This is a genomic window from Ruegeria sp. CG1 (assembly GCF_056537265.1).
Map to the genome: position 1 here is coordinate 421,884 of NZ_JBQFRF010000003.1, position 23,876 is coordinate 445,759.

The 23,876-nt window shown below is 56.5% G+C and carries 20 protein-coding genes and 1 tRNA gene; 9 read left to right on the top strand and 12 right to left on the bottom strand.

Going from position 1 to position 23,876, the window contains the following annotated elements:
• Window positions 1-52: 52 nt before the first annotated feature.
• Window positions 53-1,024, top strand: coding sequence for an agmatinase (speB, locus tag ACR0AU_RS11625; RefSeq protein WP_170732908.1), 972 nt, complete (start codon window positions 53-55; stop codon window positions 1,022-1,024).
• 30 nt (window positions 1,025-1,054) lie between these two features.
• On the opposite strand, the gene ACR0AU_RS11630 is transcribed toward speB, so the two are convergent.
• The 8 genes from ACR0AU_RS11630 to ACR0AU_RS11665 form a co-directional block, all read right to left on the bottom strand.
• Window positions 1,055-2,275: an aminopeptidase P family protein gene (locus ACR0AU_RS11630; protein WP_480734567.1), complete on the bottom strand. Its 1,221-nt coding sequence runs from the start codon at window positions 2,273-2,275 to the stop codon at window positions 1,055-1,057.
• A gap of 160 nt (window positions 2,276-2,435) precedes the next feature.
• Window positions 2,436-3,647 carry an ABC transporter permease gene (locus ACR0AU_RS11635; protein ID WP_170732906.1) on the bottom strand — a complete coding sequence of 404 codons (1,212 nt, stop codon included), beginning with the start codon at window positions 3,645-3,647 and terminating at the stop codon, window positions 2,436-2,438.
• Between the two features lie 5 nt (window positions 3,648-3,652).
• A complete protein-coding gene (locus tag ACR0AU_RS11640; RefSeq protein ID WP_170512242.1) occupies window positions 3,653-4,927 on the bottom strand; it encodes an ABC transporter permease in 1,275 nt (424 codons plus the stop codon).
• Window positions 4,928-4,997: 70 nt separating this feature from the next.
• Window positions 4,998-6,089, bottom strand: a complete 1,092-nt coding sequence (locus ACR0AU_RS11645; RefSeq protein WP_170391999.1) for an extracellular solute-binding protein — start codon at window positions 6,087-6,089, stop codon at window positions 4,998-5,000.
• Window positions 6,090-6,190: 101 nt separating this feature from the next.
• Window positions 6,191-7,291 (bottom strand): ABC transporter ATP-binding protein, encoded by a 1,101-nt coding sequence (locus ACR0AU_RS11650; RefSeq protein ID WP_170391997.1) that lies wholly within the window; start codon window positions 7,289-7,291, stop codon window positions 6,191-6,193.
• A gap of 132 nt (window positions 7,292-7,423) precedes the next feature.
• Window positions 7,424-8,137 carry an aspartate racemase/maleate isomerase family protein gene (locus tag ACR0AU_RS11655; protein ID WP_170732905.1) on the bottom strand — a complete coding sequence of 238 codons (714 nt, stop codon included), beginning with the start codon at window positions 8,135-8,137 and terminating at the stop codon, window positions 7,424-7,426.
• Window positions 8,134-9,279 carry a M24 family metallopeptidase gene (locus ACR0AU_RS11660; protein ID WP_170732904.1) on the bottom strand — a complete coding sequence of 382 codons (1,146 nt, stop codon included), beginning with the start codon at window positions 9,277-9,279 and terminating at the stop codon, window positions 8,134-8,136. The genes ACR0AU_RS11655 and ACR0AU_RS11660 overlap by 4 nt, the downstream gene beginning before the upstream one ends.
• On the bottom strand, window positions 9,276-10,319 hold the full coding sequence (locus tag ACR0AU_RS11665) for a pyridoxal-phosphate dependent enzyme (RefSeq protein WP_170512273.1): 1,044 nt from the start codon (window positions 10,317-10,319) through the stop codon (window positions 9,276-9,278). The genes ACR0AU_RS11660 and ACR0AU_RS11665 overlap by 4 nt, the downstream gene beginning before the upstream one ends.
• 203 nt (window positions 10,320-10,522) lie before the next feature.
• On the opposite strand from ACR0AU_RS11665, the gene ACR0AU_RS11670 reads away from it, so the two are divergent.
• Window positions 10,523-10,608 (top strand) — tRNA-Leu (locus ACR0AU_RS11670).
• An 8-nt stretch (window positions 10,609-10,616) separates the two neighbouring features.
• On the opposite strand, the gene ACR0AU_RS11675 is transcribed toward ACR0AU_RS11670, so the two are convergent.
• Together ACR0AU_RS11675 and ACR0AU_RS11680 are read right to left on the bottom strand one after the other, a co-directional pair.
• Window positions 10,617-11,114, bottom strand: a complete 498-nt coding sequence (locus ACR0AU_RS11675) for a hypothetical protein (protein WP_170732903.1) — start codon at window positions 11,112-11,114, stop codon at window positions 10,617-10,619.
• On the bottom strand, window positions 11,107-11,868 hold the full coding sequence (locus ACR0AU_RS11680) for a helix-turn-helix transcriptional regulator (protein WP_170401338.1): 762 nt from the start codon (window positions 11,866-11,868) through the stop codon (window positions 11,107-11,109). Before ACR0AU_RS11680 ends, ACR0AU_RS11675 begins: the two co-directional genes overlap by 8 nt.
• A gap of 612 nt (window positions 11,869-12,480) precedes the next feature.
• Here ACR0AU_RS11680 and ACR0AU_RS11685 point away from each other — a divergent pair.
• The 6 genes from ACR0AU_RS11685 (at window position 12,481) to ACR0AU_RS11710 (ending at window position 21,187) form a co-directional block, all read left to right on the top strand.
• Complete coding sequence (locus tag ACR0AU_RS11685; protein ID WP_170401336.1) at window positions 12,481-14,688, top strand: MSCRAMM family adhesin; 2,208 nt, start codon at window positions 12,481-12,483, stop codon at window positions 14,686-14,688.
• A 128-nt stretch (window positions 14,689-14,816) separates the two neighbouring features.
• On the top strand, window positions 14,817-16,763 hold the full coding sequence (locus ACR0AU_RS11690; RefSeq protein WP_170732902.1) for a type I secretion protein: 1,947 nt from the start codon (window positions 14,817-14,819) through the stop codon (window positions 16,761-16,763).
• Window positions 16,764-16,799: 36 nt separating this feature from the next.
• Window positions 16,800-19,109, top strand: coding sequence for a type I secretion system permease/ATPase (locus ACR0AU_RS11695; protein ID WP_170732901.1), 2,310 nt, complete (start codon window positions 16,800-16,802; stop codon window positions 19,107-19,109).
• Window positions 19,110-19,112: 3 nt separating this feature from the next.
• On the top strand, window positions 19,113-20,453 hold the full coding sequence (locus ACR0AU_RS11700; RefSeq protein WP_170391969.1) for an HlyD family type I secretion periplasmic adaptor subunit: 1,341 nt from the start codon (window positions 19,113-19,115) through the stop codon (window positions 20,451-20,453).
• Between the two features lie 72 nt (window positions 20,454-20,525).
• Window positions 20,526-20,918 (top strand): rhodanese-like domain-containing protein, encoded by a 393-nt coding sequence (locus tag ACR0AU_RS11705; RefSeq protein ID WP_170391967.1) that lies wholly within the window; start codon window positions 20,526-20,528, stop codon window positions 20,916-20,918.
• 83 nt (window positions 20,919-21,001) lie between these two features.
• On the top strand, window positions 21,002-21,187 hold the full coding sequence (locus tag ACR0AU_RS11710) for a hypothetical protein (RefSeq protein WP_170391965.1): 186 nt from the start codon (window positions 21,002-21,004) through the stop codon (window positions 21,185-21,187).
• Here the strand turns inward: ACR0AU_RS11710 and ACR0AU_RS11715 are convergent, their stop codons facing one another.
• Window positions 21,188-21,946, bottom strand: coding sequence for an alpha/beta fold hydrolase (locus tag ACR0AU_RS11715; protein ID WP_170732899.1), 759 nt, complete (start codon window positions 21,944-21,946; stop codon window positions 21,188-21,190). It abuts the gene before it with no gap.
• 89 nt (window positions 21,947-22,035) lie between these two features.
• On the opposite strand from ACR0AU_RS11715, the gene ACR0AU_RS11720 reads away from it, so the two are divergent.
• Window positions 22,036-22,410 carry a hypothetical protein gene (locus ACR0AU_RS11720; RefSeq protein ID WP_170391953.1) on the top strand — a complete coding sequence of 125 codons (375 nt, stop codon included), beginning with the start codon at window positions 22,036-22,038 and terminating at the stop codon, window positions 22,408-22,410.
• A gap of 69 nt (window positions 22,411-22,479) precedes the next feature.
• Here ACR0AU_RS11720 and glyA read toward each other — a convergent pair whose 3' ends face one another.
• Window positions 22,480-23,775 (bottom strand): serine hydroxymethyltransferase, encoded by a 1,296-nt coding sequence (glyA, locus tag ACR0AU_RS11725; RefSeq protein ID WP_480795699.1) that lies wholly within the window; start codon window positions 23,773-23,775, stop codon window positions 22,480-22,482.
• Between the last annotated feature and the right edge of the window lie 101 nt (window positions 23,776-23,876).

Below are 23,876 nucleotides of genomic sequence, written 5' to 3' on the forward strand. Positions count from 1 at the left end.
GCTGCGATTGATGTCATCGAACGTGACAGTGGCAATGAAAAAGGAAATACCCATGCAAGACCATGGTTATAAGGCGGGGCGACTAAACCTGCCTTTTGTCGGCATCTCAACCTTCGCCAAATCTCCATATGTTGAGAATTGGGATGAGATAGAGGCGGATATCGCCGTTCTCGGCGCGCCCTTCGATTTCGGGACCCAATGGCGACCGGGGGCGCGGTTTGGACCTCGGGCCGTGCGCGAAGCCTCGACCCTGTTCAGTTTCGGCCACGCCGGGGCTTATGATCACGAAGATGACGCAACCTATCTGGATGGCTCGGTGCGGATCGTTGATCTGGGGGATGCAGATATCATCCACACCAAGACCGACGAGAGTCATGCGAATATCGCCTTGGGGGTGGGCAAGAGCCTGAAAGCAGGGGCCTTGCCGGTGACAATTGGCGGGGACCATTCGATCAACATCCCCTGTATCAATGCCTTCGCCGAGGATTGCGCGCAGAACGGCCCGATCCATGTGGTGCAGATCGACGCACATCTGGATTTCGTCGATGAACGCCACGGGGTGACCGCCGGGCACGGAAACCCGATGCGGCGGGCGATTGAGAAAGACTATGTCTCGGGCATGACGCAGTTGGGCATCCGCAATGTCTCATCCACTGCGAAAGAGGGCTACGAGGACGCCCGCGCGCGGGGCTCGGATATCCTGTCGGTGCGGCAGGTGCGCAAACTGGGGGCCGAGGCAGTGCTGGCGCGTATCCCGCAGGGGGCACGGTATTACGTAACGATAGATATCGACGCTTTTTGCCCTTCAATCGCAGCGGGCACAGGTACGCCCAGCCATGGCGGGTTTCTCTACTACGATGTACTGGAAATTCTACAGGGTCTGGCCAAACGCGGGGATGTTGTGGGCATCGATCTGGTCGAAGTCGCGCCTGCTTACGACCCGACGGAAAGTACCCAAATTCTGGCGGCGCAGCTATTGCTGAACTTTCTGGGCTTCATCTTTCACGAACGCGCCCAGCGGTAGAAGGTGGGGCATGTCGCCCCACCCGTTTTTTCATGCATCGATGATGTTGTGGCCGGGACCATAGGGGAAGCCGGTGATGTTCTCGGCCCCGTCTTCGCCAACCACAAGGATATCGTGCTCGCGATAGCCGCCCGCGCCGGGCTGGCCTTCGGGGATCCACAGCATCGGCTCGATCGAGACGACCATGCCGGGTTCCAGCACCGTGTCGATATCTTCGCGCAGCTCCAGACCGGCCTCGCGCCCGTAATAGTGGCTGAGGATGCCGAAGGAATGGCCATACCCGAACGAGCGGTATTGCAGCAGGCCCTCATCCGCGAAGAAGCGGTTGATCTCAGCCGTGATGCCCGAACAGGTCGCGCCGGGTTTGATCAGGCTTAGGCCCAGCTCATGCGCGGCAACGTTGGCCTTCCACAGGCGCAGGCTGTCTGCGTCGGGCTCGCCCAGGAACAGGGTGCGTTCCAGCGCGGTGTAATAGCCCGAGATCATCGGGAAGGTGTTCAGCGACAGGATATCGCCCTTTTGCAGCGCGCGTTTGGTGACAGGGTTATGGGCGCCATCGGTGTTAAGCGCCGACTGGAACCAGACCCATGTGTCGCGGTATTCGGCATCCGGGTAGGCGCGGGCGATTTCCTCTTCCATCGCATCGCGCCCGGCCATGGCGATCTCGATCTCGGTGGCGCCTTCACGGATCGCTGCGTGAATGGCGGCCCCACCCACGTCAGCGGTGCGCGCGCCGCCTTTGATCAGCTCGATCTCTTCTGCGGATTTCACCATGCGGGCAAACATCGTGTCAGGTGCGATATCGATCAGTTCCGGTCCGCCCAGCATGTCCAGCGCCGTGTTGCGCGCCGCCAATGTCATGTGGTCGCCTTCGATCCCGATCCGTTTGGCCCCGCCGATCAGGCTGGCCACTGCGCGCCAGTAATTGTCGCGCTTCCAGTCGGTGTAGATGACGTTGTCCTCAACCGAGCGCCGCCACGGTTGGCCCGCGTCGATGTTTGCCGAGACAGTGGTGCAAGCGTCCTGTGTTACTACGCAGCCGTAGGGGCGGCCGAAAGAGCAGTACAGAAAGCCGGAATAATAGGCGATGTTCTGCATCGAGGTCAGCAGGACGGCGGGGACGTCATGCTTGGCCATGATTGCGCGCAGGGCGCCAAGGCGGCGGTCGTATTCGCCCTTGCTGAACGGCAGGGGCGCTTTGTCGCCATTGTGGCAAATGAAGAATTCGGGGCGTTTTGTTGTGTCTGTCATGACTTGGTCTCTCATCATTGCCGGGCGGCAAACCCGGCCACTTGTCCCGGCGTTCAGGACAGGCGGTCTCGGGGTCCGAGAGCCGATCATCCCAGTGCGTCCGCGACGCCATCGCGGCTGGGATGAACAGGTGAATCGTTAGATCAGACCTAGGCCTGCGTCAAGCGGGGGAAAGGCCCCGCAGGCGCTCGGACCGGCGGCGCAGCAGCTCGACCGTGGTCAGCAGCGCAATCGAGATCACCACGAGGATCGTGGCCACCGCCAGAATGGTCGGGCTGATCTGTTCGCGCAGGCCGGTGAACATCTGCCATGGCAGCGTTTTTTGGCTAGCCGAGCCGACAAACAGTACCACGACCACCTCGTCGAATGAGGTGATGAAGGCAAACAAGCCGCCTGAGATCACACCCGGCAAGATCAAGGGCATCTGAATCTTGAAGAATGTCCGCACCGGACCCGCGCCCATATTCGCAGCCGCCCGCGTCAGCGAGCGGTCAAAGCCCACTAGCGTTGCGGTCACGGTGATGATGACGAATGGAATACCCAGAACGGCGTGAGCGAGGATCACTTTCACATAGCCCACAAAGTTCTTGTTCATGCCCAGTGTTCCCTCCATGAAGCGGCCGATATCGCTGTAGAAGAAGAACATGCCTGTGGCTGAAATGATCAGCGGCACGATCATTGGCGAGATCAGGATGCCCATGATGGCGCGGCGGCCTGGAACGTGGCTCTGGCTGAGGCCAATGGCCGCCAGCGTGCCCAGCGAGACCGAGATGATCGTCGCAATCGGAGCAATGATGAGTGAGTTCTTGAAGCTGCGCTGCCATTCATTGTTGGTGAAGAAATCGCGGTAGTGCTTGAGCGAGTACCCTTCCGGGTCGAGCCGCAGCATTTCAGGCGTGAAGGTAAAAAAGTCCTGCGCGTTGAACGAAAGCGGCAAAACCACGAGGATCGGGGTGATCAGGAACACGAAGATCGCGCCGCAGATCACCCGGAACAAGTAGTGATAGAACACTTGTTTCGCGGTCAGATAGGGCAACAGTTTTTGGCGATATCGACCTTCGTACAGCCAAAAGATAAACCAGACGAAGAACCATCCACCCAACAGGCCCAGCACGCCGCCCATTGGGCCAGAGAACAGAAAACCGACGATGCCAAAGCCAAGGATATTGATCCATCGGGCCAGTTTTTCGTTCTTGAGTATCTTGATGTAGACCCAGGCCACAGCGGCGATCAAGGCTGCACCGCCAATGATGCCGAGGAAGACCGAGCCATTGCCCGCGCCGACAAAGATACCGGCGAAGGCGCCTGCCAGCGCAACGCTTGGCAAAACCATGGACAAAGGTTTGCGGGATATCGGAGTAAGTGCGGCCATGTCGATTATCCCAGCTTCACGTTATCAATGCCGACAATCTTGTCGTAGCACCAGTAGAGCAGCAGTACGACGCCCAGAAGGATCGTTCCCAATGCCGCGGCCAGCCCCCAGTTCAGTGAGGACGAGATGTGATAGGCAATCCGGTTCGAAATAAAGACACCTTTGGTGCCGCCAACGATTTCAGGCGTGATGTAGTAGCCGATCGCCAGAATGAACACGAGGATTGAGCCCGCGCCAATGCCAGGAATGGATTGCGGGAAGTAGATGCGCCAGAATGTCGTCCAGTTGGTCGCGCCCATGGATTTTGCGGCGCGGGTGTACGAGGGTGGTATGGTCTGCATCACCGAATACATTGGCAGGATCATGAACGGCAGCAGGATATGCGTCATAGCTATGATCGTGCCGATCTGGTTGTTGATGATCACCAGCCTGGCGTCGTCGGCGACCAGTCCTAGCCAGACCAATGTTTCATTGATCACGCCCTGTTGCTGCAACATCACCTTCCACGCCGAGGTTCGCACCAACAATGACGTCCAGAAGGGCAACAACACGAGGATCATCAGCAGGTTCGACACCCGCATCGGAAGTGTCGCCAGCAAATAACTGACCGGATAGGCCAGCAGGATACAGGACGCGGTGATCACCAGCGACATGAACAAAGTGCGCCCGAACAGCTTGATCAGGATCTGCTTGTCCTCGGGCTGCGCCTGCGCGCCCTCGGGCGTGCGGCGCATGTCCACAGCGTTCAGAAAATAGCCATTGGTGACAGCGGGCGAATGCGTCTTGATAACCGCCCAAGTCTGCGGTTCACCCCAGCCGTCGTGAATCTCGATGACCTGGTCTTTGAACGGCCCATCGGTTTCGGGGTCCAGCTTACCCATTTTCCGACCCGAGCGGCGGAACATCGAAGACATGCCTGTCTCTTCGTAGTTCAGACGCGAACCCAGCCGGGTGTGTGTCTTGTTATCGACGGCCACGACCATATCGCGGACAAAGGCGTCATAAACGGCTTCGTCGGGCAACTCGCTGCTGGTTTCATCCCAGCTTTGCAATGCTTCAACCGTCAGGGGCAGTGTCTCTTGTACGATGCTGTTTTCCACAGATCGGAACAGCATCGCCGCAATAGGCACGATGAACGAGAACATAACGAACAGCAGCAGTGGGGCGACCAGCATCAGGGCCCGCAGCTTTTGCCGTCGCAGTGACCGGGCCAGCGATTGCTTGAGTGGCGTGCCGTCCGCGGCCAGCATGGGACCAGTATTTTGGGTGGCGTCAGTCATCGTTACCCCTTGGGTATTTTTGGGGTCGGGGGCGATAGGCCGCCCCCGACAATCTCAGGAAATCAGACGCTTATTGCGCCAGCCAAGCCTGGAATTTGGCGTCGATATCGTCGCGGTAATCCGCCCAGAACTCGTAGTTGTACAGGAACGTGTTCTTGGCGTTTTCCGGATCGGTCGGCATGTGTGGTGCCATGTCGATGCCCAGATCGGCGTGCTGACCTACCAGCGGTGCAGAGGAGGCACGAGCCGGGCCGTACGAGATGTACTTGGCCTGATCTGCCAGACGCTGCGTGTCAGTTGCGAACATGATGTAGTCCAGCGCGCGCTGTTGACGCTCTTCGCTCAGGCCAGCCGGAATGATCCAGCCATCAAGATCGAATACCTGAGCATCCCACAGCATCGCTACCGGCTGCTTTTGTTCTTCGATCACGCTGAACAGGCGGCCGTTATAGGTCGAACCCATGACAACTTCACCATCGGCTAGCAATTGTGGCGTGTCGGCACCGGCAGACCACCAGACGACACTGTCCTTGATGGTATCCAATTTGGCCAAGGCCTGGTCCTGACCTTCAGCAGTGGCCAGAACGTCGTAGACGTCGTCTTTTGCGACGCCGTCACACAGCAGCGCCCATTCCATGTTGTTGATCGGGCGCTTTTCCAGCGAGCGCTTGCCGGGATAGGCTTCAAGATCGAATACTGCGCAGATGTCGGTTGGCGGAGTATCACCGACCAGATCTGTGCGATAACCGAAAGTGGTTGAATAGACGATCTGCGGGATAAAGCAGTCGCTGACCAGAAGGTCACCGAAATCTTCGGAGGCAGGCGTGCCATCGGGGGCAGGGGCCAGTTGAGTGTCGAAATCGATCTCAAGTGCTAGACCTTCGTCGCAGAGGCGGATTGCGTCCGCCGCAACCACATCAACCACGTCCCATGTGATGTTGCCCGCTTCGTTCATCGCGCGCAGTTTGGCGACGGCCTCGTTCGAGCTGTCATCGTTCAGGATGGTGACGCCGGTCTTCTCCGAATAGGGCTCGTGATAAGCCTTGAGCTGCGATTTGGAATAGGCGCCGCCCCACGAGACGATGGTCATCTCTTCGGCGGAAACGCCGCCAGCCGCTGTCGCAATAGCAGCTGCTGTCAGCAGTGTTTTGGTAGTTTTCATGTGTTACTCCCAGTACTTCCCGTTTGTTGTTTGGTCAGCTGACGCACGGGTTTTCGCCAGCTGGTCCCTCGGTAAACCACGTTTGTATCGCGCGGCTTGGTCTATGCGTCGAGCGCACGACAATCCTGTGCCAACCATCCGATTTCGATTTCCTGCCCCGGTTGCAGGCGAATGGCGTCGGGGGCATTCCGTGTTTTGACAATGAATTCGTCATTGCCCGCCACCGACATGCGGAAGCGGAACACGTCGCCCATATAGATGAATTCCTTGACCGTGGCTTTCAGCGTATGCGCATCGGCATGCAGACGGTCCTTGTTGAATTCCACACGCTCGGGCCGGATCGAGACCTTGGTGCGCTCACCCGGATTGTGCACGTTGATCGGAACTGCATCAATTTCCGAACCGTCATCCAGCTGTACAAGGCAAGTGTCACCGTCTATCGATTTAACAACGCCTTCTAGCGTATTGTTTTCACCGATAAATTGCGCGACGAAGCTGTTTTCGGGCTCTTCATAAAGTTGATCCGGCGGAGCCAACTGCTGAATGCGACCATCGTCAAACACTGCCACGCGGTCGGACATCGTCAGAGCTTCGGTCTGATCGTGGGTCACGTAAACGGTGGTGATGCCCAGTTCATGCGCCAGACGGGTGATTTCGAACTGCATATGCTCGCGTAGTTGTTTGTCCAACGCACCCAGCGGTTCGTCCATCAACACCAGTTCGGGCTCGAAAACCAGCGCACGTGCCAGTGCGATCCGTTGCTGCTGACCACCCGACAACTGCGCGGGGCGACGATTGCCGAAGGCACCCATCTGCACCATGTCCAGCGCGCGTTTGACTTTCTCCTCGCGCTCGGACTTGCCCAGCTTGCGGACTTCCAGCGGGAACGAAAGGTTCTCGGCTACAGTCATATGCGGGAACAGAGCGTAGTTCTGGAACACCATCCCGATGCCACGTTTGTGCGGAGGGATATTGTTGATGGGTTTTCCATCCAGAAGAATCTCGCCATGGGTGGCGGTTTCGAATCCAGCAAGCATCATCAGGCAGGTTGTCTTACCTGATCCGGACGGCCCGAGCATGGTCAGGAATTCGCCCTTTGGCATTGCCAGGTTGAGATCTTTGACGACGAGGTTCTCGCCATCATAAGACTTTTGAACGCGTTGAAATTCAACAAACGCGGCGTCGCTATTTGTGTCGGTCACAAGACCCCCTGTTGCGTCAAATGATTACCCGGTTGGTCCGGGCCTCATTGATCTTCTCGTGCATTGATGACGAGGCTAACAAATGGTCGCAAGCCCGTAAAGCAATTGGAGTCGCGTAAACGCCGCATTTGCCTAATTTTGCGACACGTTCAGTTGTTTCATATGCCAGGCCAAACTCTGGTTGCTTGACAGGACAGGCTTGCCGATCTGCGCCTCGATCCTTGGGATAGCCGTCAGTGTCCGAAGGTTCGTACAACTTAGGAATACGGCGTCGACTGTTGAATCTCTTCCCAGTCGCACGGCGGCATCGACCACGGAATCGGTCGAGATGCGCACAACTTTGGCTTCTTCGGATTCGCCGAAAGTGCCAAACACATCCATCGCGATGCCTTGTTCTGCAAACGCGCGTCGCAACGGAGTGTTTACTTCTTCGATGTAGGGCGACAGCAGTGCAAATTTTGAGACGCCCAAATGTCTCGCGCAGGCGGAGGCTGCCCGCAACGGGTTGGTGACGGTCGCTGTATTACAGGTCTGCATGACCATCTGCTCAACCCGATCCGATCCGATTACCGAACTGGCTGATGTGCATCCATAGCCAACAACTCGATAGGGCCGCGCCTTTGGCAGCAGATCAGCCGCGGCGGGCAAGTCGGTTTCCATTTGCGCCAGAGTGCCGGTGTTGACCTCAGCCCCGCTGGGAATGCGGCTGACATAAAGCGGGCTTTTGTCATCGATAAAAAGGCTACGAAACTCAGGTTCGATTGTCTCGTCGGTCTGTAAAACGATCAGCCCCATTGGTACGGCCGAGGGATCGTCAGGATCCAGTGTGTACGGCAACGTGCTCATATTTCGGCAATCTCCGGTCCTATCCGGGGGCTGAGGAATTCGGGCGCGCCTTCGGTTATCAGGATGTTTTCTTCGTGCACGAGAATTTTGCCATCGACCGCAATACCCGGTTCAAGCGTCAAAACCATTCCTGGTTGCAGTTCAGTATGATCATCCGGAATAAGCGAAGGCCATTCGGTCAACGACATTCCTAACCCGTGGCCCAGACGCCCTGCATCGGTTCCCGCGCTGCCATCGGTAAGTATTGTGTTCATCGTATGAACAAGCTGAGAAGCCGTCACGCCTGGACGGGCTTGATCAAACGCTGCATCCGAAGCCTCGACCAATCTGGCATGTGCATCGCGTACCGCCTTGCTCGCTGGGCCGACGGACCAATTGCGATCATAGTCGCAAAAATAGCCATCGTGGACGAGGCCGGTGTCGAGCATCAGTACATCGCCTATACGAAGCGGGGTCTGTGTCGCGGGTGAGATTACATCCGAGTACCCGCCTTGCTCGGCCCCTCCGGCCAGATAGGGCACCCAGTCGGCACCCTCTTCAAGGCAGAGTCTCTGAAAGTTTCGAAATATCTGATCCAGCGGTGTCCCTGCTGAGGCAATCTCGGGCACTCGTGCAAAGGCGTGGGCACCAATCTGACAGGCAGTTCGAATCTTTGCGATCTCGGCGTCAGATTTCACCATCCGCAGCGCCCGCAGGATGCCATGGTCACCCGTAATTTGGCGCGCTCCAATTGCGGATTCGAGATGCCTTAGATCGGCCAGTGGCATCCTTACATGGGTCTCATGCCCGTCGGGGCAGCCGATTGAGGCGTTTTCAGGCGTCAACTCTCTCAGTGTATCGGCCAGCAGGGATACCCCATCATCTTCAAGGTCGGGTGCACTCCAGGTTCGAATGTCGTCGATCCATGTCTGTGCCATCAATGCAGCACCGATGGATGGGATTACTGCAACCGGCTTGCCAGAAATCGGAACGATCAGAAACCAAGGCCGCGTTGGGCTTTCCCAGAAACGGGTGAGATAACCGGTGAAATAGCGAAGCTGGGGCTCGGTCGTAAGCAACAGGGCCGATAGACCGGTTTCTTGCATCCGATGCTGGGCGCGCGCAACGCGGGTCGCGAATTCCTCTGGTGCGAAACCTCTCATGCAGGTTGCTCGCTCAAGATGCAGAGCACTTTGGAATTCGGTCCAATACCCAGTTCACTACGGATCGCGTCGTTCAGAACGGCCGCAATGCCAGCACCGCCCGAGGCGCTGGTTTCCAACCCGGCCTTCGCCATGGCCGGAAGCTGTGCTTCGACAGTGTCATCCTCGATTGTCACAAACAGATCGGCATCTCGGGCCAAGCCGTTCAAGGCGATCAGCGAGGGCTCTTTGCAATCCAGTCGCCCCATGATGCTGTCGGGCCCGTCAGCAAACACACAATGCCCCGCTTCGATACTGGCCTGCAGCGCCGGGGCAGAGGTTGGCTCGACAATAATGATCTGCGGAGCATCTCCCCAAACGACCCGCGCATAGGCAGCGACGGCTCCGGCCATGCCGCCAACGCCGGCTTGCAGAAGAACGTGCGTTGGTGCCTCAGTACATTGCTCGGCGGCTTCGACCGCCATTTGCAGATACCCTTCCATCAGCAAGTACGGTAGTTCAGTATACCCCTCCCAGGAACTGTCCGAGAGCAAAGTCCAGCCATTGTCCTGCGCCGCCTGACTGGCTGCTTCCATGCTGGCGGCGTAATCCGCACCCGCCCGGACCACTTGTGCGTTTTGAGCGCGCAGGCGATCTGCAAAGCTTTCTGGAACTGTTTCTGCGATGTAGACAACTGCATCAGCTCCGAAAGTGCGCGCGCCCGCGGCCATGCTCATCCCGTGATTGCCCGCGCTTGCTGTAACATAGGTGCGCCCTTTGAGCGTGTTACCATCTGGCGTGATCGAGATGTCATTCGCTTCGCAGGCGATCACATAAGCCGCACCCAGCGCTTTGAACGATCCCAGGCCCATACGGCTTCGCTCATCTTTAACCCAGAGATTCGCGACGGGTGCCAGCGCCGATGCATTCACAAGGGGCGTTTCGACAAAGTCAGGGCAGAAGAATCGATGCCGGCCCAACCCATCTGTCTCTACGGAGGGATAAGGGGCCTGATCCGAAAGCTTAGAACCACCTCGAAACGGGTTACTGACTAGTTTCATCGCTCGCTCCCTGATCTTGTGTTGCGCCGACGTGAACGAATTGGCCGAAGGCTGTCAAGCTCGGCCTTGATTCAGCAGGATTGTGTTCGTGTTCTGCATGCATCCCTGGATCTGATGAATGAGTATCTTTTCAATCGTTTTGGTTGGTTGTAAGTGTCTGCACACGACATCGGCGCGGTGAGACAAAACTTCGACGATGATGTGCGGGCGTGATGGAATGGTAGACATATCGGACTTAAAATCCGAAGGCCTTAGTGCCGTGTGGGTTCGAGTCCCACCGCCCGTACCAGTACCATCTCAGACAGGGAAACCCAGCTGGGTGATCAATTTCCAGATATCCCTGTTGGCATTCGAGAGCTGAGTGACAACATCCTCGATTTCTTTCATTGCTTTGTCGTCAACTGTGTCTTCACGACCAATTTTGATGTCGGTCTTGCGATCAGCAATGCGCATCAGGATGGTCTTTGGATTTCCGCTTTCCTGATCGAAAGAATAAATGCAGTGATTGTACTTGTTTCGAATAGAGGACAGGCGCGACAACCGCTGGGTGTGTTCGAGAATCGGATCGCGGATTTCAGGGGGGCGACCCTCCATCTTGGCGAGACGTTCGACCAGATCGATACGGGCACGTGTGGTGTTAAGCGTCAGGAATATGATGACCGCAACATCTTTATTGGCCCCGGTCAGACCTGCGATCAGGTGGATCAGCAGGCTTTCCGTGTTCGTCCACATATAGTTGAGCCGACCCACCAACAGAATGAGCCGGTCGAACCGGGTTTCGAATGCCTCATCCAACGGGCGCGTTGCGCGCTTCGTTCGGCGCGACCTCAAAGTAGAAATGCGCAGCTTCAGTCCGGTTGCTCACATCGATCTTGCCCGAGACATTGTGCATATGCAGTTTGACGGTGTGTTCGGTGATGCCCAGATTCGACGCAATGGTCTTGTTGCTCTTGCCTTGCGATACCAGCCTCAGGACTTGCTTTTCGCGGCGCGTCAGCTTTGAGTATCGCAACAGTTTGTCAGGCGACCGGGTTCTGGTTGCAGGCTGTTTTTCGATAGGTGTGCCTGGCGCACTTTGTGTTGCGGTCATGCTGTCGGCAAGAAAGCAGGGCAGGTGCAGCTCCTCGTGCATCAGAAGGCGCAGTATTGCGCGCCAAACATCCGGCGCCACGTTCATTGGCAAATACCCGACACTGCCGAAACGGGTACGATCCCAGCGTTCGAACAGAACCCGGGCCGGACTTTTCTTGCGATAGGCGAAGGCCAGACATCCTGTCTCGGCGAGCCGGGAGTAATCAGCGGGCCGCGCCAACAGATCTTCGAGCATCATCTGATCCACGACAATGATGCGCTCGGAGGGAACAGAGTTCCCACTCTCGGCAAGCAGGTCGTCAAGGCTTTCATATCTTGACGCACGAACGCCGAATTCGCTTTGAACACTTCTCAGGGTTTGGTTCGAGTAGAACAGTTCCTTGCCGATAAAAATGATCGACAGCTCTTCGGGATATTCAATCTGATCACGGGCGTCTTCTTGCAATGAAATATTCATTGATCTTCCCCCCACTAATACAAACGCCACCCTCTGAAACTTTAAATCGGGTACAGAACTGGATGGCGCGAAACAGTAACTTTGAACTCAAATAGTCCCTTATCATAGCTGAAAGTACGTGTTTCAGCAACCAAAGGCGGGTTCTGCAATACCGCTTACTAGAACCTTTGATCAGGTTCTTCGCATCTGGTTATAGCGTAACTCCATGAAATATCAGGGTTAATAATCCTATATGTTTGCGCATGATTGTTTCCGGGTAAAATCTGGCGCGAAATAAGCCGAATTTCAAAAAAATATATATTAAACAGTGATTTGCAGAAAATAATGCTTTCGGCCAGCTATGCATACCCCTTTATCGCTGCGACCATTCCTAGGCTTCTATTTGTGAAGTGAACTTGAACCTGACGTGTCTGCGGTCCGCGTATTTCAGCGAATTTCTCGTGGTCATGGAATCGGCTTAGCCGAGAAAGGGGGACAAACCAAACAGAAGACTTTCACTGCCGCGCGAGTGTCCAGTTTGACACCTTGTGCGCGAACTCTGTTTTCAACCGCGCCTGTAGCCGCTTTGTAGATGAATGGCGGTCCGGTGCTTAAGTAAAAGTGGAAAATTTTATGAGACGCCAACCCAACCAAACAACAACCGTGACCACAATTGATGACGTCCAAATCGATAATCTGGACGCCGATTTCGAAACAGATATAGCGGTAGACGAAGCCTATATCGAAGCTGACATCAACGCTCAGAAGCAAAAGCAAGATCAGGACGTTGAAAACTCTGCGAACAACTCTGATTCACAAGGACAAGATCAGTCACAGCGTTCTAAAAATGATAACGACAATGACAACGCGCAAGATCAGGATCAAAATCAGAAGCAGCAGCAGCAAAACACCAATGGTGGTGAAGACAATAATGATAATGACAACTCTAACAATAATGCGGTCAACATTGACTTCGGTGGCGGCGAATGGATTCCCCGCGATGACGATCAGGTAGACTTGGATCTGGGCGACAACGCCAGCGTTGGTGATGTAATCACCGCCGGTCGCGACTTGAATTATGATCCCGGTGATGATCTGAACCTTGATATTTCGCTGGATGGTCCTGGCAACGATATGTCGTCGATCAACAATCAGCTGGCAAGCTTGGAAGACAACGATCAGTTGGATAATGCCGAAGTTGGTAACTACGGAGAATTCAAGCAAAACGGTGATGCCAATGGTGGCGAAGCCAACGCTGCGGAAGGTATTAGTTCCAATGCAAATGGTGCAGCTTCCGGAAAAGGCGGAACCAGTTATGGCGGTGAAGCTGTAGGCGGCAAGACCATTGGTAGCGACGCTTACGGTGAAGGCGGAGACACTGGTGACGCTGATGCCCATGCCAAAGGTGGTAGCGGTGGCGATTCAGGTAATGCCGACAATGCAAGCACCGGCAAAGCTAAATCCAATTCGAACGCTGATGGTGAGAGCATTGGCGGGTACGGTGGTGACAGCACCAGCGACTCGAATGCTGACAACAACACCGACAGCGATAACACGACTGATGGCGAAGGCGGAGATGGCGGTTATGCCGATTCCGAAGGTGTAGGCAAAGGCTATGGTAAGGCGTACAGCGAGTCCGATGCTGATGCTGACGGTGGTGATGCTGACTCAGAGTCCAGCGCCAAAGGCAAGGGTGTAGCGGATAACGACGCAGATGCATCTGGTGCAGATGGTGGCGACGGCGACTCGAATGCGGATGGCAACGCTGATAACGACAGCGATAACAACACCGACGCCAACGACAATGACGGCGGTGACAACACAGCTGACGGAACAGGAACTGGTACTACCGATAGCGACGCTTCAGGCGACGGCGGCGATGGCTCGGGTGGATTCTCGCGCCTAGTCGAAGAAGCAATCGCGCGCCTCCAGCAGGAAATCTCTGAAAGCGGCCGTGGTGATGCAGATGCCGACACCGGTAATTCCAGAGCTGATTCTGGCAGTGGTTCATCCACCGGTGGAGACGGAGACGGCGGAGACAACAACGGAAGTTCAGCAGCTGATGCCGATGTTCAAGGTTTAGGTGATCAAGACGCTGAAGGCCCAAGTGTCGATCAGACATCTGGTGATGTTGACGGTTCGGCTGCCAACGCAAGTGATGCGGACGCTGATGGTGGCGATGGTGGTTCGAACGCTGCCAACGGTTCCGGTGATGGCACGGGTACAGGTACTTCAACGGCTGATGGTGATGGCGGTGCAGGTGGAACTGGTTCTGCTGCATCGGATTCAAACGCCAGTGCTGCTGGATCTGGCGCTTCCGAGGCCACAGGTGGTCTGGGTGGTGCATCAGATGTATTCTCAGAGACCGACACGGATGGTTCTGCTGATAGCCTCGCTGAGGCGATTGCCGGATACGGCGGTGCATCTGCATCGGACAATGACTCGGATTCGTCCGCAACGGGCAATGCCACTGGTACCGCATACAGCGGTGATGGCGGTGCAGGTGCTGCTGGTACTGCGGCAGGTGGAACTAGCGGCGCGTCAATGGTTGACGTCATGTCTGGTGACACAATGGGCGGCAACACGACAGGCGGAAGCGCAGCCGGTGCCTATTCGGGTGACGGCGGTGCCGGAGGCCATGGCGGTGATTGGGGTTCGAATAACGGTGGCGATGGCATCGTGACCGGTGAATCCTACGCCTCGGCCGCTGCCGTAGTCGATACGAACGCCTTCAACCAATCGATCGTACAGGGTGCCAATGTGCTAGGTAACTCAGTCGATACGACCATGGTTGGTGGTTCGATGACCTCGTCCTACGCAAGCGACGACACTGACGTCTAAGACAAAAAATCGGGGGCCGCATTATCGGCCCCCGATCAATGAAATCGCCGGGGCCGCGCAATGTGGCCTCGGCCCAGAAAATCCCGAACCGGAAATTTTAGCTGGCAAGGGGGTAAGGGATCATCGAAATGTTATTCGATAGTGTTACCGAAAAGATTGCACACTTTATTGGATCTTTTGATCTTACGATTGAAAAAGCCCGGTTGAGGGATCAGTACGAAGAGTTCACCGCCATGCGGCGCAAGGCTGAACTGGACGAACTGGAAGAACCTGCAAAGATCCGGATCAAGGCAGATCTGGAACTGGACCCGGGCAAATATGGTCCGCTTTCCTATCGGTTTGACACCCCCCCCGCCACTCCTGAACTTCCACCCCCAACCGACGGCCCTGAATTTGAAACGGTCGTTGTACTTGAACCACCACTCTCAGACGGTCCGCCGTTACCCGAAGCGACAACCGGCCTAGGTGCAACGTTTGTGATCGAGCAGCAGCTGGAGATTGTGACAGAGCTTATCGGGTCTGCTGTGACCTACACGTTCCAGACGATTTTCCTGCGCGACAATGACGTTGTCGGCGAGGGAGATTTCCGCGATGTCGAACAGCTGATCGCATTGGCCGAGGCGGCTGCGCAGGTCGCAGCATCGATGCACGCGTTTGCCGTGCCCTCGTTCTCGATCTCGGACTACTTGTCGATTGAGTATGTAGAATCTTTGGCCGAAGCGATGTTGGCGCCGATCAATGTCGAAGTTGAAGGTGCAGTTGTCTATCAGTTCCACGGCGAAGAAGCGATGGGCGTGATCGTCAATGGTGAGTATGTGGACGAAGCCCCGGAATGGGACGATCTTCTGCCCGCGCATCATAGACCGGACGAGGAAGAAGAAGACGACACGCCCGATATGATGCCCGCCGAATGGGATCAGGATGAGGAAGACGAATTTGCCGACGGTCACACGGTGATTGCAGGCGGCAACCTTGCGATCAACGAGATGAACGCAACCGTAGCCTGGATCGATGCGCCTTATATCGCGGTCGGTGGAAAAGCGATCGAACTGGCAATGGTAAGCCAGGTCGCCGTTGTATCTGACACAGACAAGGGCACGAATGGCGGCTCGGGCACCAATGTGGTGCACTCGTCGACGATCGAAGTCGAAGGCAAGTCAGCCCCTTGGCTTAAGACAGGTTCAAGTGAAGACGATGCCCCGGCATATGTGCATGTTGATTGGATTACGACCGACCTGATCGTTGCTAATTTTGTCAAGCAGGACATCGACGCAACGGATATCGATCATATTGATACCGAGATTAACGCGACGACCACGCTGTACGCATTGGGCGACAACGAGTTGATCGATGTCACCAATATTCTTCAACTTGGCAGTTATTATGACCTGATCATGATCGAAGGCGACATGATATCGGTCGATGCGTTTATCCAGACAAACGTCTTGATGGATGACGACGTGGTGATGGGCGGATTGCCAGGACCCATTGATGGATCGGACGAGAACCTGGTCATGAACCAGGTCTCTCTCAAGAAAGAAGGCGAAGACACGCATCAGGCGATGAACGATTCCATGGCCAGCGCAATGACCTTGGGCGAGGACGATATGGCGGCGCTGGAAGAGGCGCTGATGAACGATCCGATGTTCGCGGGCATGGAGCAGATGCGAGTGCTCAAGATCGACGGATCGTTGGTGCAGGTCAACGTAGCCGAGCAATCGACGATGCTTGCCGATCAGGATGACGTATATCTGAATGGTCCCCACGCGAACCAGACCGAGGTTCTGGCAGGCAGCAATGCGATGCTGAATGCCGCCAATGTAACCAAGGCCGGAGTAGACTCGGTTGTCATGGCCGAGGACGGGGCATTTTCTGACCTGTTGCTGCATCAGGCAAGCCTGCTCGACATACCCACGAATGAGGACATTGCAGAGATGACCAACGAGGCGATAGCCGCCTTGATGGAAGAGGCGGGAATGCCCGGTTACGAGAACGGCATTGGCCCGAATGGTAACGATCTCACGCCAAGCGAAATGGCGAATTCCTCTGATGGCCTGCAGACCATGCTGGCCTGATATTTCCTGATTAACGAGTGACCGGAAGGTTAGTTTATGTCGATCGTTTTTTCGTCGCGCCGCACCCGTTTTGCAAGTCCGTTGGACCGGCACGGAGGCGGAGGCCCATTGACCCTTGAACCCCGAGATCGAGTAGCAAAACCAAATGAAAGTAAACTTGCAAAAACAGCGTCCCGTCTGCGTTTGACAAGCGAAATGCAGTTGGCGGATTCTGAACCCGAACCGGATACCTTGGATGCAAGTGACACCTCGGTTGCAAAACCCGTGAAACGTTCGCGGCAACAATCAGAAGCGCCTCAGGCGACGACACAACCGGATGATCCGGGGCAGACCCAGGCAGAGCAGTTGGATCAAACATCACAACCGCGCGCTGGTTCTCCCCTTCGGCGCGCGTCGTCGCGGCCCGCGCAAGATAAGGATCCTGCGGGTGGCGACACTGGGGTGGCCGATACCGAAGCCCCCGATTGTGAAACCGCCGACCAATCGACAGCACGCATGACCCCCTCTGCGCCGTCGGATGGTAAAGACCGCATGGGCACCACGATCGAGGCCAAGGCCAACCAACCCTTGCTGCGCCTGGGGACGGGTGGTGGCGATGGCAAGGGGCCACCCCAAACATTCCACAAACGCACGCCGCCTGAGGATTTCCAGAAGACGCTGCGCACCTCACTGCGCGCGATCTGGCGCAATCTGGCTTTCGTGCTGGTGCTGACCTGCGCGACCAACGTCCTGATCCTTGCGATCCCGATTTATCTGTTTCAGATCAGCGACCGGGTTCTGACCAGTCGCTCGCTGGATACGCTGATCATGCTGACGGCAATCGTTGCCGGAGCCGTAATATTTCAATCAGCCTTTGATGCCGTTCGGCGGTTCATGCTGATGCGCACAGCGGTCGAGGTGGCTGCCCGTCTTGGTGCCCCGGTTCTCAGCGCCGCCGCTCATGCCTCGCTGCACGGCAATGGGCGCGAATATCAGACTCTTGGGGATCTGCAACAAGTGCGGGGCTTTCTGGTCTCGGGCACTCTGATCTCATTTCTGGATGTTCCATTTGCGCCGCTATTCATACTGATGATTTTTCTAGTGCACCCGCAACTTGGCATGATTGTGGTGACGACCGCTGTGATCCTGATGATTATCGCGCTGATCAACCAGAAAATGACCGCCAAGCCCTTTGCAAAGGCCAACCAGGCGCAATCCCTGGCGAACCAGCATCTGGATTCAATGTCGCGCAACAGTCAGATCATCAACGCTTTAGCGATGATCCCCGAGGCAGTGCGCATCTGGGGGCGTGACACCGCACAATCGCTGACATGGCAGGTCAAGGCGCAGGATCGTAACGTGATCTTCGCGGCCATTTCACGTGCCGTCCGTCTTTTGACGCAGATCGGCATTCTGGGCTGGGGCGCCTTTCTGGCCCTTCAAGGTGAAATTACCGGCGGTATGGTCATCGCCGCCTCGATCATCGCTGGGCGGGCTTTTGCGCCGATCGAAGGCTCGATTGAGGGTTGGAATACTTTCCTGCTGACGCGCGGCGCTTTTGGGCGGATCAAGGCTCTGCTGTCGAACTCGGCCCTGCAATATGAAAAACTGCGCCTACCACGGCCTGAGGGGCGGTTGGATGTCGAACGCCTGCTATATGTCCCAGGCGGCACCAAGCGGGTGGTTCTGAACGGGATTACCTTTGCGCTGAACCCGGGTGAAACTCTGGCGATCATCGGGAATTCAGGCGCGGGGAAAACGACGCTTGGCAAAACGCTGGTGGGGTCGATCCTGCCGACCTCGGGCAGTGTGCGGCTGGACCTGATGGATATCCGCAACTGGGATCCCCGTCAGTTTGGCGAAAATATTGGCTATCTGCCGCAAGACGTACAGCTATTCCCCGGCAGCATCAAAGACAATATTGGCCGGATGCGTGCCGATGCCACGGATGAGCAGATCCACGATGCCGCCGTTTTGGCCGACGTGCACAACATGATCGCTACACTGCCGCAGGGGTATGAGACGGTGGTTGCTGCGGACGGCTCACCTCTCTCAGGTGGCCAGAAGCAGCGTATTGCTTTGGCGCGTGCCTTCTTCGGCAACCCACGTTTGGTTGTTCTGGATGAGCCGAACTCGAACCTCGACGTGGCGGGTGACAAGGCGCTTGCGCGTGCGATTGAGCAAGCAAAGGAAAGCAAGATCACCGTTGTGGTGATTACGCAAAAGCCGACTCTGTTGAATGTTGTCGACAAGATCATGCTGCTGACCGATGGGCGCGTGGCGCTGTTCGGGCAGCGCGAACAGGTGCTGGAACAGCTCAACGGGCCGCGCCAGCAACCGCCCGAAATACAGGGCAAGGGGGATTAAGCGATGAACGACGTGGCACGCACCGATGAAGGCGGTCTTTGGTACTCTGAGGTTCCGCGCTCGATCACCAAATTCATCGTGATTGGCTTTATCATGCTTATTGTCTGTTTTGGCGGCTTTGGCGTCTGGTCCTTCCGTGCACCTCTGGCCGCTGCAGTCATCGCGCAAGGCAGCTTTGTCGCGACCGGTCGCAACAAGATCGTGCAGCATTTGGAAGGCGGTATCATCGAGAACATACTGGTCTCGGAAGGTGAATCTGTTCAAGCCGGACAGATCATGATGACTTTGGATCAGACCTCGGCCGAGGCGAGTGAACGCGAATTGTTCATTCGCAAACTTCGCCTTCAGGCCATGACCGAACGGTTGCTGGCTGAGCATAGCGAACAGGAAACCCTCGTGTTTTCGCCCGGATTGATCGAAGCATCGGACGACGTCGAGGTCATGACGATCCTCGACAATCAGAAACTCAGCTTTGATGTATCGCGAAAGACGCTGCTGAACGATATTGCTTTGCTGCAGCGCAACATGGAGGCGTTGAAAATCCGTGCGTCAGGATTTGAAGCACAATTGGTCAGCATGGAAAGGCGATCAGAGATTCTCGAGGAAGAATACGAGACCAAATATTCGTTGTTTGAAAAAGGATTAGTGCGCAAAGGTGATCTGAATACGATCCGCCGGGTGCAGGCCGAAGCCGAAGGTCAACTGGCGCGTCTGCGCGCTGAAACGGCCGAGGTAAACCAGATGCTGCTGAAGTATGAAGAGCAGATTCTGCGCACCCGCTCAGCCTACCGCGAGGCTGCGCTGGACGAGTTGGGCGTGATTGAAGCCGATCTTGAAAGTGTGCGTGAAAAAGCCCGTCAGGCCCGTAGCGTTCTGGCCCGTGCCGTTGTGCGTGCACCGGTGACAGGCACAGTGGTGCGACTTCATCACCACACGCCGGGCGGGGTGATCGAAACTGGCGAACAGATTGCTGAGATTCTGCCCGCCGATGCGCCATTGATCATCGAAGCGCAGATCCCGCGTACCGAGATCGACAGCGTGGTCACCGGGCAGATCGCGACGGTGCGCCTCGTTGCGCTCAATCAACGGACAACCCCAGTGCTTGAGGGCGAGGTCTATTACGTCTCGGCTGACTCGCTTGTCGAGGATTCTGCCGGTATGCCGCAAGAGGTCTATCTGGCGCGCATTTCTCTGACCACGGAAGAGATGGGTCGCGTGCGGGGCTTCGTGCCGACACCCGGAATGCCCGCCGAGATCATGATCCAGACCGAGGAGCGCACCTTTGCGGCCTATATCGCCAAGCCGGTGGTTGACAGTATGTCGCGTGCTTTCCGCGAACATTAAGCGCCTGAATGTCTACACCTTCAATTTTCTGCATGTTAGCCTTTCACGGATTCATTTCCTGGAGGGGCGCAAATGCCATTGACGGTCAAAGACATGATGCAAGCTGCAAACGCGGTAGTTGAGCGTATCGACGCCAGCCGGGCCAAAGAACTGATCGGGCAGGGTGCCTTGCTGTTGGATATTCGCGATGCGCCTGAACTGGAAAGGACAGGGCGCGCGGTCGGTGCGCATCATATCCCGCGCGGTATGCTGGAGTTTCGGGCCGACCCCGAGTTGCCTTCCCATGATGCAGAACTGCGCAGGGATCGGGTGATCATCCTGCATTGTGCGTCTGGCGGAAGGGCAGCGCTGGCTGGAAAACTGCTTAAGGAAATGGGATATTTACACGTCTACAATCTGGGTGGCTTTGCGGATTGGGTGAATGGCGGTGGTGAGGCGACCGGGCCCATGGATCGCGGGATGTAGCTACATATCTGACCCAAATCAAAGTCACACATATTCCGTTGCTGTAATGTAAAGGCCAGAAGCTTAAACACAGGATACTGGCCATGATACGCCTAGCAGCCACGCTTTATTCTTTGATCGCCACAGCCATCGCGGGTTCTGCCGTGATTGCGGTCCTAGCGGTTGGGATGGTGACCTGGATGGCCATCGTTTCCGCCGCAGCAGCAGGGGCGGTTGTTGCCGCGCCGGTGTCGTGGCTGGTGGCAAAACGCCTGTATCAAGGCGCTTGATTAAGCGTTCAAGAAGGTCCTGACTGCAGCTTCGAATTCGCGGGGTTTCTCGGCGTGCAGCCAGTGCCCCGCACCGGGAATTTTGGCGAAGCGAGCTGCAGGAAACAGGGTGCGAATCTGCTCTCGGTGTTCGGGCAGCACATAATCTGATGCTGCGCCGGACAGGAACAGAGCAGGGCCGTCCCAATGGGTCGAAATCTCGGGGAAGCCCATGATCTTTGGCATTTCGCTGGCCAGTACATCCAGGTTCAGCCGCCAGCGGCCTCCCTCAACATCCAAAGACTGCGTAAAAAAGCTCTGCAGCGCCTTTTCGACGCCCAGATCGGCCAGCTGTGCTTCGGCATCTGAACGACGCTGAACGCGGGACATATCGACCGCCCGCATTGCCTCGATGAATTGAATCTGGCTGTGGCTGTATGCCACTGGTGCGATGTCTGCGACGACCAGCTTGCGCACCAGATCGCCATATTCCAGCGCCAGCACCATCGAAGCTTTTCCACCCATGGAATGCCCGACGATATCGGCGATGCCGCCAACGCTGTCGATGACCTTTGCCAGATCATGCGCCAAATCCGGGTAGCCATGCTGAGCATCCCAAAAGCTGTAGGCGTGATTGCGCATATCGACGGCGATCACCTGTCTTTCGTCCGACAGTCGCCGCGCAATGACTCCCCAGTTGCGCGCCGAACCATAGAGGCCATGCGCTATCAGCAGGGGCGGATGATCGGTCGGGTCGCCATGGATGATCGTATTCAGCATGCTTCTGTGATACGCGTCACCGCGCGGAACAACCAGCCCCATTGTCGCCGGTGTGACGCGCGGCTAAATTGTCCCGTCAGGAGGCGCCAATGACGCAGGAAATCGATATCCAGACCCGGATCGCAGAGACCATTCGGTTGCTGCGTAAAAAGCTTGGCGTGAAAGACAAGACCCTGATTGCCTCGGTCCGGCGCGCAAAGCGGCGTTTGCCGCGCAAGGTCTATAAACAGGCCTTGGTTCTGGCAGAGGCCGAGCAGATGGCCGAGCATCCCAAACTGCGGATGGTTTTGGATATGCCCCGGCTCGAAAAAGCATCGGACGAGGTGCAAGGCCACCTGAACGCGATCAATCTGGCAGATCGACGTTGGGGATGGTTCCTGAGCTTTCTTGGTTCGCTTGCGTTGGGCCTGATCGTGTTGGCGGCGTTGGCTGTGTTCGTACTACGATGGCGCGGGTATATCTGACCGCTGCACGCCTCAAAGAAAAACGGCGCCGATCAGGGCGCCGTTTTCTGTTCTAAGATCCGTATTGGATCAGAGATTCGGATAAAGCGGGTAGCGCGCGCAAAGTTCGGCGACTTCGGCTTTGACTTTGGCTTCGACCGCACCGTTTCCGTCTTCGCCATTTGCGGCCAGACCGTCGACCACTTCGATGATCCAGTCTGCGATCTGGCGGAACTCGGCCTCACCAAAACCGCGGGTGGTTCCGGCGGGCGAGCCCAGACGGATACCGCTGGTGATCGTCGGCTTTTCGGGGTCGAACGGCACACCGTTCTTGTTGCAGGTGATATGTGCCCGGCCCAAAGCTTTCTCGGTTGCGTTGCCTTTAACGCCTTTGGGGCGCAGGTCGACAAGAACCACATGGGTATCGGTGCCGTGGGTCACAGTGTCCAGGCCACCCTTGATCAGCTGATCTGAAAGGGCCTGCGCATTCACAACGACCTGCTTGATATAGTCCTTGAACTCAGGACGCAGTGCCTCGCCAAAGGCAACGGCCTTGCCAGCAATCACATGCATCAGTGGGCCACCCTGAATGCCCGGGAAGATGGCCGAGTTTACCTTTTTGGCAATCGCTTCATCATTGGTCAGGATCATGCCGCCGCGCGGGCCGCGCAGGGTTTTATGCGTGGTGGTGGTGGCCACATGCGCATGCGGGAAGGGCGAAGGGTGCGCGCCTGCGGCAACCAGACCGGCGATATGGGCCATATCCACATGCAGATAGGCGTCGACCATATCGGCGATTTCACGCATGCGGGCAAAATCGATGACGCGCGGGATGGCCGAGCCTCCGGCGATGATCAGCTTGGGGTTATGTTCCTTTGCCAGCGCTTCGATCTGATCATAGTCGATCAGGTTGTCCTGCTTGCGCACGCCATAATGTTCCGCGTTGAACCACTTGCCCGACTGGTTCGGCGCCGCACCATGGGTCAGGTGACCACCTGCATCCAGCGACATTCCTAGAATGGTGTCACCGGGCTTGATCAGCGCCTGAAATACACCTTGGTTCGCCTGCGATCCCGAATTCGGTTGGACGTTGGCAAACTCACACCCAAACAACTGCTTGGCACGGTCGATAGCCAGGTTCTCGGCAATGTCGACGAACTGACAACCGCCATAGTACCGGCGGCCCGGATAACCTTCGGCATATTTGTTGGTCATGACCGAGCCCTGCGCCTCCATCACGGCGGCAGAGACGATGTTCTCCGAGGCGATCAGTTCGATCTCGTCGCGCTGGCGGCCCAATTCAGATGTGATCGAGCCGAACAGCTCGGGGTCACGATCCGCGAGGGACTGGGTGAAAAATCCGTTGTCACGAAGATTGGCGTTCATGTGCGCTCCGCATGGCTGGGGTGTATCTGGCGGATTTCCTATCGGAAACGACGTGTGTCAGAAAGGTTGTAAAGCGACGAAATGGCCCTCTATGGCGTCAA